Origin of the sequence: Nostoc sp. DedQUE05 (genome assembly GCF_034530955.1) — a bacterium.
In the GTDB taxonomy this organism is placed as follows: domain Bacteria; phylum Cyanobacteriota; class Cyanobacteriia; order Cyanobacteriales; family Nostocaceae; genus Nostoc.
In genome coordinates this window covers 1-9,361 of the sequence record NZ_JAVRCB010000090.1, presented here as the reverse complement: position 1 = coordinate 9,361, position 9,361 = coordinate 1, and the positions used below count along the sequence as shown (strand labels likewise).

Genomic DNA, 9,361 nt, shown 5'->3' with positions numbered 1-9,361 from the left:
TTTTCTCTTCTTGAGAGGGACTACTGATTTCTTGGGTGCTTGTGGCGGACGGCATGTTTCACAGTAAAGCGGTCGAACTCCAAAGGTTTCTCGTTGTGTGGGTTGTTCGCATTGCTTACATACGAAGTTGAAAACGCGAGTGTGAATTTCCCGCTTGTGCGCTCTAACGGTGTACTCTCGGACATCAATTGTTTTACTGGGCATTGATTACCTATTGTGGACTTACTTCTAAAATATAGTTTTTCGTCTTAGTTCTACAAGATCCGTGCATCATCTGACGAAAGTAATCCTACTTAATCAAATAAATACTCTTGAATGTCATTTTGATGGTGGCGGAGAATACTTATAGCTTTGACCTGGATTTGACGAATCCGCTCTCGGCTGAGGTTTAGCTGTTGACCAATCTGAGCTAGATTGAAATGCTGATCGTTCTCTAGCCCAAAGCTTAAAGTCAACACTTGACGCTGTATAGGTGTCAATGGTTCTAAGAATTTAGCTACGTCTTGCGATAGAAGTTCTTGGGTAAGGAGTTTTTCTGGTGAAGTGCTAACGTCTGCTAAAATTTCGCCCAATTCTGTCTCTTTCTCATCTCCGACTTGTTTATTTAAAGAGATGGCTGTACGAGAGGCGGCGAGATATTCTCGAAGCTTATCTGTACTGAGGTTTAATGATTTTGCTATTTCTTCAGCAGTGGCATGACGACCGAGTTTTTGAAAGCTTTCTCGCTGTACTTTCTTAATTTTGGTAAGTATTTCAGTGAGGTGAACAGGTAATCTAATAGTGCGGGATTGTTCTGCGATAGCTCTGGTTATAGCTTGACTAATCCACCAGTAAGCGTAGGTTGATAGCCTATAACCTCGGTTGGGATCAAACTTTTCTATACCCCTTTGTAAACCTATTGCTCCTTCTTGGATCAAATCTAGAAATTCCAAATTGTGGTTCTGATATTTCTTGGCAACAGATACTACCAATCGCAGGTTTGCTATCACCATTTTCTGTTTAGCTTTTTGACCAAGGTGTAATGCTGCTCGGACTTGTGCTTCGGTTTTTTCAACAGCATTGGCTAATTCTCTTAAAGTTGGTTCACGGTCTAGCTGTTGGGTGAGTTCATTTTTAGATTGCTCAATGGCAATCATTTCTTGTACCTGTCTACCATAAGCAATTTCTTCCTCTGGCTTTAATAAAGGATACTGACCAATTTCCTGCAAATAGATGCGAACCATGTCGGAACTGAGGCTGGACATAGAAATTCAACGCTTTTTTTACCAGGGGATTTAAAAGTATAACTCAATAAAGTTTTCTATTTTGAAGAACCAAGACACATCACCAATCCAGCCCTGTCTGAAGTAACCTCTGCTGTAACCGTGTGTAGCGCCGTTGGTCATCGGTAGAGCGCACCGCCAGAGATATCGCTTTTTTCGCTCCAACCACGATCGCTAACTTTTTGGCACGGGTCAGCCCAGTGTAAAACAGGTTCCGGCTCAACATCATATAATGCTGCATATAGATTGGTAGAATCACCACCGGATATTCTGAACCCTGGCTTTTATGAATAGTCACGCACCACGCCAGGGCAATTTCATTTAAGTCAGCGTAATCATAAATTACATTGCGTTCGCCATACCCAACAGCAACTTCCTGCTCGACAATATCAATGCTTTGAATAATCCCCAGGTCGCCGTTGAAAACTTCACGGTTGTAGTCATTGGTTAGCTGGATAATGCGATCGCCCTCGCGTAATAAATTTCCACCTCTGTTAATCTCCACCTTGTTGGGGCTGGGTGGATTAATCAACTGCTGCAAGACGGTGTTTAGGTTGCGAGTCCCGACTACTCCCCGTGTCATCGGGCAAAGCACTTGGACATCAGTGGCAGGATTAAAACCTAGGCGAGGGAGCAAGTCTGTAATCAACTCGCAGATTGCCTGTACACCATGTTCGGGCTGATGTCCGCCGCCGTGCCAAATACAGTCAGACACAGGATTGTCAGAAATCGGTTCAATCGTGGAATAAATTCCTCGATTAATCTGATGAGCAGCAGTGATAATTGCACTTGTTTGAGCTTGACGGAATACCTGGGTCAACCGTACTACCGGAACTCGCCCAGAATTAATCAAATCAGCAAGTATTTGACCTGGCCCTACAGATGGTAGCTGGTCTATGTCACCCACCAACAATAGTAGAGCGCCAGCTAATACTGCTTTAACTAAGGAGTAAGCCAGAAACAAATCAAGCATCGAAGCTTCGTCAGCGATAATTGCTGTGTGGGGCAAAGGATTTTCGCTATCACGCTTGAAACCCCTTGAGCGCGGGTCAAATTCTAACAACCGATGAATAGTTTTTGCTTCCAGCCCAGTCATTTCACCCAAACGTTGAGCAGCGCGTCCAGTGGGTGCAGCTAGGGCTATGGATTTACCCATTGCTTTCCAAAGTGAGACAATGGTGTGGGTAGTGAAAGTTTTTCCAACGCCAGGACCACCAGTCAAAATCATGATTTTGGAGTAGGCTGCTGTTTCTACAGCTTGGCGTTGCTGTTCTGAAAGCTGAATTTTCCGGCTGGCTGTAAAGCGGTCAATCCAATCACGCACACGCTCAATGTCAGTGCCAACAGGATTTTCCAAACGTTGGCGTATCAGTTGAGCTAAATTCTGTTCCGTATGAAAGTAAGTCGGTTTGTAGCAAAGTAGCGTTTTCTCTTCATCCCGCTCTCTAATCAGTTCATCTGTTAGAGCCATATCTTTGATGATTTGTGCGATCGCTTCTTCTGTTGGTTGATGGGATTCAGTAGTCAGCAGTTTGATTACCGACTCAATCAGTTCTGGTTGAGGTAGATAACAGTGACCATCTTCGGCAGCTTCACTTAAACAGTGGATAATTCCCGCACGATAACGAAATTCTGAGTCTGGGGCAATTCCTATATTTCTCGCAATCTTGTCAGCAGTTAAAAAACCAATCCCGTAGATGTCGGCTGCTAGTTGGTAGGGGTTTTTGGTAACTGTAGCGATGGCCTCATCCTTATACTGTTTGTAAATTTTGACTGCATAAGTGGTAGAAACGCCATGCCCTTGGAGAAACACCATAACTTCTTTAATGGCTTTTTGGGTTGACCAAGCGTTTTTGATGAGTGTGATCCGTTTTTTGGCAATACCCTGGACTTCAATCAGTCGTTCAATCTGGTTTTCGATGATGTCTAGGGTTTCTAAACCGAAGTGAGCAACGATACGCTTGGCTGTGACTGGGCCCACGCCTTTGATTAAACCACTGCCCAAATATTTCTCAATTCCGGTGATAGTGGCTGGTTTGGTTTCTCGATAATTAACTACCTGGAACTGTGGCCCAAATTGTGGATGGTCACGCCAGAAACCAGTTAGCTGTAGAGTTTGACCTGGCTGAATATTGGCAAAGCTGCCGACAATTGTTGTGAGTTCGTTGCTACGGGGTCGAGTCAGCCTTGCCACGGTGTAGCCTGACTCAGCAGAGTAAAAAGTTAGGCGTTCTACGACTCCGGTGATTGTTTCGTATTGAGGAAAGGCGCTTACTTGTTGAGGGGAAAGATTAGGGGGAGTAGACATTGCCTGTTAGAATAGGCCGCACATTATTATAATACTGGGAGTCTAGCTATTTTAGTACATAAATACTAAATTAGATATTCAATATTAGTGTCATTGAAAGCTTACCCTAGTTCAAGCTTAAAAGCCGAGGCAGTGGGGCTGATACCAGATAAACCATTGCTTGGAGACTGAAAAAGTTAGCAATAATAGAAAGGGCAAAATCATAGTTGAAATGTTAAAGTTCGGTCTATCTACTGAATGTAAGTTTCTTTTGCCAGTATGTGACTGATACCGATATTGTTAAGTTGATGTCTTTATTATTTCTGTTCAGTTAATGAGCAAAGTCATTGCAGTTTTTAATCAGTCGGGTGGTGTCAGCAAAACTACTCTGACAATGAATTTAGGCTACCATTTGGCTCAAAGTCAGCAAAGCGTTTTATTAGTGGATATGGACCCCCAGGCTTCACTAACTACTTTTATGGGATTAGAGCCATCTGAACTAGGTAAGACAGTTTATGAAGCTATTCTGGGAGAAGAACCATTACCAATTCATCAGAATATACATGGTATGGATATGGCCCCCGCAAACATCAACTTAAGTGGCGCAGAATTAGAACTTGTTGTCGCAGATATGCGAGATATTCGACTAAAGGAGGCTCTTGAACCAGTTATCGCACAATACCAATTCATTTTAATTGATTGTCCACCAAGTCTCGGTATTCTTAGCTATATTAGCTTGGTGGCAGCCACACATGTACTCATTCCTATTCAAACTGAATATAAAGCTCTAAAAGGAACAGAACTATTGTTAACAACGATTGCGCGTGTCCGTTCTCGGACAAATCGAAAATTACAGATTGCTGGAGTAGTTCCAACCATGTACGATAACCGAACTGGACAAGGCTCCCAAAGCTTACAGTCAATTACTAATTCTCTATCTAAGATTGGTACCATTTATCCAGCTATTCCTCGATCCGTAGCTTTTGCTGATGCAGCCCAAGAGCATATACCGTTAGCACTTTACAATTCTAAGCATCCATCTGTCACTATTCTCAAGCAGATTGCTCAAAGTTTGGAGACGTTGCCATGAGTCTGAAGAAGCGTGTTAGTCAACCTTATGAAATTAAAGGAGTAGATGCTTTATTTGGAGTTGAAGAGGCAGTAGACAATAGTAGCGCTGCTTTCCTTATCCCAATAGAACAAATAGTTTTACCACATCAACAACCTCGTCGCTACTTTGCTCCTCAAGCCATGCATGAGTTAGTAGAGTCAATTAAACAGCATGGAATTCTTCAGCCCCTTCTCGTCCGTCCTCAAAAGGATGGAAAATATGAACTAGTTGCAGGAGAACGTCGTTTCCGAGGGGCTAAAACTGCTCAATTAGAGTTTGTACCTGCTGTTATTAGGGAAATGACAGATGCTGAAGCACTTGAACTAGCACTCTCGGAAAATCTCCAAAGAGAGGACTTAAACCCAATTGAGGAAACAGAGAGTATTGTTGCTCTCTTAGGATTAAAACTTAATCAAACCACAGAATCAATAGTTGCTTTACTTCAATCAGCAGCTCATCCAGAACGAGAGGCTGTGGATAACGTTATCCACAGCCAAGAATGGCAGTCTCTACTTGAGGTATTTAACACAATCGGAAAGTTTTCCCCCGAAAGTTTTAGAACCAATCGTCTCCCATTATTAAAACTTCCTATAGATGTTATGGAAGCTCTCCGGTCAGGAGTAATCGAGTATACTAAAGCCAAAGTGATTGCGCGAATTAGGGATGAAGCCCTACGTAAATCATTACTGTCTGATGCAATTCAAAATAATTTATCTTTAAGTCAAATTAAAGAGCGTCTTGCTGAAATTCAAGCAAACATGCCTGGAAATACAGATAAAAAATCATCTTCTTTAAAAAAGAAGATAGATGAAGCCTACAGCAAAGTAAAAAAATCAAAGGTTTGGGATAATCCCAATCAGCACAAGCGATTACAAAAAATATTAGTAGAGCTTGAAGCTTTATTAGTTGAAAGCAGTGATGATAACTAAAACTACATTTAGTATGGCAATCAGCATTCCTAAAGTCATTCCTTCAAAATAGGCAAATGGCGATTAGATTGTTACAGGAGAAGTGCTTTCTACAACATCGATTCCTTCACTTTGGTAGGAATGATGGCACACTACCTTTTGAAGAGTGATTGGTAAAAGATATTTACGATTGCTAATGCAAATAAGATTTTTACCCTCAATAATAACTGCACTAACGGCACTGACATTAACTAGTTGCAGTACTACTACTGTTGAACAGTATGAAGCTACAACACTCACCAGTTACACCTGGCAAGTTAAATATGCCAATAACCTAACTAGTGAACCACGACCCCGCATTGAAACCTTTGCTACTACTTCGGTGCTGAATCGAAATGGAGTAAAACCACCAGGAGAAATAATTGGCCCAGATGATCGAGGCTTATGGTGGCCTACTTTACCGCCGCGACCAAGTGTTGATGAAGTTGAACAACGTAAAAGACCTCAAGAAGAGGTAGGTAAACCTGAATTGATCAAAGATATAAAGTACAAACTGACCTATGGGGTGGGTAATACTCAGAACACGCTACCTACTAATTATGATGTTTATCGGCAAGTAGTAAAAGCTTATCCCCAAAAAATTCCTTTGGAATTAACTTTGGGTGTGAATGATAATTCAGTAGAGAAAGCTGAACCTGTAAGCAAGTAGTAACCCACTCGTTACATAGTTAGTAAGAAGTTAAAGATCAAAACTGAATTGCTTTTTAACAAAAAATTGACATTGTATAAATCAAATAGTCAACGATGATCTAATTTAATTTCTGCTGTGTTGATAAAAAAGATTTCAAGAATTCTTATTGGGGGCTATATGGGGGCTATATATACCCCAACAATAGTTCAAGACTTTGGAGACATTTTGACCCCTACAAATGGGCTATATGGGGGCTAAATGGGGTATATTTGACTGTCTGACATTTTATACCCCATTTAGCCCCCAAGGGGTTATGATAAGCTCTTGAGTTGGGAAAATAAGGGTGAGTTATTTTATTCTTCTTTCTCTTGCTCTTGAAGATCACTGGAACAGATAATTTTCACTTTCTTAAAGTTTATTACTTGAAGCAGATGTCAAACATTCACACGTTGCAAAAAATTTTTCCTGCGGGTTTCGATAACGGTTACGGAAGCCTAAAACTTTTAGTCGATGGCTTTGAAGTAGTTCGTGTCCCCAGCTATATAACTAATGCCGAGATGGAAGATGTTCCAGGGCGTGTAGTTTTTAACGGTAGTGCTTATACAGTTGGAGAGTCAGCTTACCGGACAGGGAATTATTTTGACCGGAATACCGATAATAATGAAAACAAAGTCAACAACGCATTATTGACTTTATTGGGTGCATTGGCACATCTACCACACCGTAAGGCTTGGCACTTAAAATTAGTCGTCAGTTTACATGATGTTGCTCTGGCTAATGAACTACAAAAAGTACTAAATGGAGAATATCAGCCAATACTTGCTGGCAAACAATCAGAAGTAAAAGTAGAAGTGCTGAAAGTTGTACTAGAGGGAATGGGTGCATTGTTTGGGCATCCACTACCAAAAAAATTAACCATTTTAGACTTTGGCAATGGAACAACCCTGTATTCTCGTTACAACCAAGGGAAACGAGAAGTTCACACTGCTTACCCCATCGGTGTAGAAGTTCTCATCGATGATATCTCCCAAAAAATGAAACATTTAAATGGCGGAAAAATTGGAGATCCTTCCATTATCCGATTTTGTTTGGAAATGGGGCATACCCGATACAGCCGTGACATCGATATTAAAGATATATACAGCGCTTCTTTAAAAGATTGGTATGAAAAATACTTGAAGAAAGTGGTGAATCTGACACTTGATGCCAAGCACCAGGGGGATGAAATCTGGGCGATTGGTGGAGGTTGCCTCTTACCAGGATTTAAGAAGCTGTTGGAGAAAAACGGCTTCAAAATCCTGGACAATCCGGTAGAAGCCAATGTCTCTGGGCTTTTAGAGATGGCAAAGACCATTTCTGCCAAGAATCCAACTACTACATCTCTTAAGTAAAGTTATAACAATGGCAGATAAAAAAGACTTAGCACCGGAAAAAATTCGCCTTAAAGATAATTACCGAGAGCGCATATTTGCAGAATCGCAAAAACTAGATAAAAGCTACCTGGACACGCTTTACTTTATAGTTGATTGCTATTTTGTTTTCATCAAGGCTGGATTACCTGCACAACTTTTAGCTGACACCCCGATTAATACTGAGTCGAACAAACTCCCTTCAACGGCTTCAACTCCATTTGCACAGGAAAAAGAAGAAGACTATGGTGGGGAAACATTCAGTCTTGATTTTGATTTATAACCGTTACAGGGGTCTTCTACGAAAAAGATCAGCTAGCGACTTTACGATACATCTGTTGTCCCCTCGATTAATCTTTAGAGACTCTGTTCCGTCGCGGCTAATTTACAGCAGTTAATCTGAATCTGCTTGCTGCTTTGACATCATCTAAGAGAAAAATTAGAAACACTCAGTGCTCAACTGGAAGTAGCCCAAGCTATGCTTTATCGCCTGAATCGGGCAATGTCAGATTTGGCAGCAGTGGCAGAGTATTTGGAGGAATAGCAATATAAATTGCTCAGTGGTATCTTTCATGCACCAGACTAAGCAGCGATCGCTCTTTTTTCATCTCTGATTCTGGACACTCATCTAGCTCTTAAATAAGTAAAGCTAATGATTTCTATTGACTCTACAAAATTCTTAGCACTTGATTAACTTTTGTAAAGCAGTGTAAATTACTTATCCAGGCGAAAACAAAAGCACCAGTGGACATCGATGGCATCCGCGAACCAGTAGCAGGTTCGTTGATTTACGGAAACAACATCATCTCCGGTGCAGTAGTACCTTCCTCCAACGCCATCGGTTTGCACTTCTACCCAATTTGGGAAGCAGCATCACTTGATGAGTGGTTGTACAACGGCGGTCCTTACCAGTTGGTAATCTTCCACTTCCTGATTGGCGTATTCTGCTACATGGGTCGTGAATGGGAACTATCCTACCGCTTAGGAATGCGTCCTTGGATTGCTATAGCATATTCAGCACCAGTTGCAGCAGCAAGTGCAGTATTCTTGGTATACCCCATCGGACAAGGTTCATTCTCTGACGGTATGCCTTTGGGTATCTCAGGAACCTTCAACTTCATGATCGTGTTCCAAGCAGAACACAACATCTTGATGCACAATGCCTTGCCCACTTGAGCATACAATCGGACTTTTTCATTAATTGCTTTGCCATCGCGTTGAAATTTATCGCCGTGCTGATACTCACTTTTATTAAATAATTTACCCATCATTTTATCATGCATTTCAATGGCATAATCGATCAATGAAGCACTCCATTCAATCAGAAAAGCAACTAAAATAGCATAACGTCTCAGTTCATCTAACCTAGATAGGTGAGCAGGTGTAGACTTCGCACCAGTTCTAGTAAATTGCAGCAGGCGATTTTGGTGTACTCGTTTCAAGCATCCAGAGTCGAGATTGAGATGGCGAATAAACTCCAGTCGTTCCACCACTTTTAAAAAGTTTCTTGGATTAGCCTGACCTGGTGGTTGACGTAGCCAAATTAAATCAGTCAGTTTTTTATCAGGCTCTACAATTAATAACTTATCTAGCGTCGTCTTTTGTAAGAGGGTGTTTGAAAAGTTTTGAGGAGTAAAATTTGGCGTTGCATAATAGAGGGATGAATTGAGGTCATCTACTGTGCAATGTCCAT

The 9,361-nt window shown here is 41.4% G+C and carries 8 protein-coding genes and 2 pseudogenes; 6 read left to right on the top strand and 4 right to left on the bottom strand.

Annotated features, from left to right (window positions below):
• From RMZ42_RS34475 to RMZ42_RS34465, 3 genes are all read right to left on the bottom strand, one after another.
• The coding region (locus RMZ42_RS34475; RefSeq protein WP_322675656.1) for a hypothetical protein at window positions 1–204 on the bottom strand (204 nt) is incomplete at its 3' end.
• An 89-nt stretch (window positions 205–293) separates the two neighbouring features.
• The gene (locus RMZ42_RS34470; protein WP_322675655.1) at window positions 294–1,244 is read right to left on the bottom strand and encodes an RpoD/SigA family RNA polymerase sigma factor; all 951 of its coding nucleotides are present in this window, start codon (window positions 1,242–1,244) and stop codon (window positions 294–296) included.
• 79 nt (window positions 1,245–1,323) lie between these two features.
• The gene (locus RMZ42_RS34465) at window positions 1,324–3,570 is read right to left on the bottom strand and encodes an ATP-dependent RecD-like DNA helicase (RefSeq protein ID WP_322675654.1); all 2,247 of its coding nucleotides are present in this window, start codon (window positions 3,568–3,570) and stop codon (window positions 1,324–1,326) included.
• Window positions 3,571–3,883: 313 nt separating this feature from the next.
• Here RMZ42_RS34465 and RMZ42_RS34460 point away from each other — a divergent pair, with 313 nt between their 5' ends.
• From RMZ42_RS34460 to RMZ42_RS34435, 6 genes and pseudogenes are all read left to right on the top strand, one after another.
• Window positions 3,884–4,639, top strand: a complete 756-nt coding sequence (locus tag RMZ42_RS34460) for a ParA family protein (RefSeq protein ID WP_322675653.1) — start codon at window positions 3,884–3,886, stop codon at window positions 4,637–4,639.
• Window positions 4,636–5,589: a ParB/RepB/Spo0J family partition protein gene (locus tag RMZ42_RS34455; RefSeq protein ID WP_322655876.1), complete on the top strand. Its 954-nt coding sequence runs from the start codon at window positions 4,636–4,638 to the stop codon at window positions 5,587–5,589. The genes RMZ42_RS34460 and RMZ42_RS34455 overlap by 4 nt, the downstream gene beginning before the upstream one ends.
• Window positions 5,590–5,764: 175 nt before the next feature.
• Window positions 5,765–6,277, top strand: coding sequence for a hypothetical protein (locus RMZ42_RS34450; RefSeq protein WP_322675652.1), 513 nt, complete (start codon window positions 5,765–5,767; stop codon window positions 6,275–6,277).
• Window positions 6,278–6,690: 413 nt separating this feature from the next.
• The gene (locus RMZ42_RS34445; protein ID WP_322675651.1) at window positions 6,691–7,650 is read left to right on the top strand and encodes a ParM/StbA family protein; all 960 of its coding nucleotides are present in this window, start codon (window positions 6,691–6,693) and stop codon (window positions 7,648–7,650) included.
• A gap of 10 nt (window positions 7,651–7,660) precedes the next feature.
• Window positions 7,661–7,951, top strand: coding sequence for a hypothetical protein (locus tag RMZ42_RS34440; protein WP_322675650.1), 291 nt, complete (start codon window positions 7,661–7,663; stop codon window positions 7,949–7,951).
• A gap of 458 nt (window positions 7,952–8,409) precedes the next feature.
• Window positions 8,410–8,826 (top strand): annotated as a pseudogene (locus tag RMZ42_RS34435) (photosystem II q(b) protein); the annotation flags it as partial.
• Here the strand turns inward: RMZ42_RS34435 and RMZ42_RS34855 are convergent.
• Window positions 8,826–9,287 (bottom strand): annotated as a pseudogene (locus tag RMZ42_RS34855) (Tn3 family transposase); the annotation flags it as partial. The pseudogenes RMZ42_RS34435 and RMZ42_RS34855 sit on opposite strands and share 1 nt — an antisense overlap.
• Window positions 9,288–9,361: the final 74 nt, after the last annotated feature.

Bases quoted from the DNA above. Each gene is read 5' to 3' on its own strand.
- RMZ42_RS34470 (WP_322675655.1), bottom strand. From the start codon at position 1,244: ATGTCCAGCCTCAGTTCCGACATGGTTCGCATCTATTTGCAGGAAATT.
- RMZ42_RS34465 (WP_322675654.1), bottom strand. From the start codon at position 3,570: ATGTCTACTCCCCCTAATCTTTCCCCTCAACAAGTAAGCGCCTTTCCT.
- RMZ42_RS34460 (WP_322675653.1), top strand. From the start codon at position 3,884: ATGAGCAAAGTCATTGCAGTTTTTAATCAGTCGGGTGGTGTCAGCAAA.
- RMZ42_RS34455 (WP_322655876.1), top strand. From the start codon at position 4,636: ATGAGTCTGAAGAAGCGTGTTAGTCAACCTTATGAAATTAAAGGAGTA.
- RMZ42_RS34450 (WP_322675652.1), top strand. From the start codon at position 5,765: ATGCAAATAAGATTTTTACCCTCAATAATAACTGCACTAACGGCACTG.
- RMZ42_RS34445 (WP_322675651.1), top strand. From the start codon at position 6,691: ATGTCAAACATTCACACGTTGCAAAAAATTTTTCCTGCGGGTTTCGAT.
- RMZ42_RS34440 (WP_322675650.1), top strand. From the start codon at position 7,661: ATGGCAGATAAAAAAGACTTAGCACCGGAAAAAATTCGCCTTAAAGAT.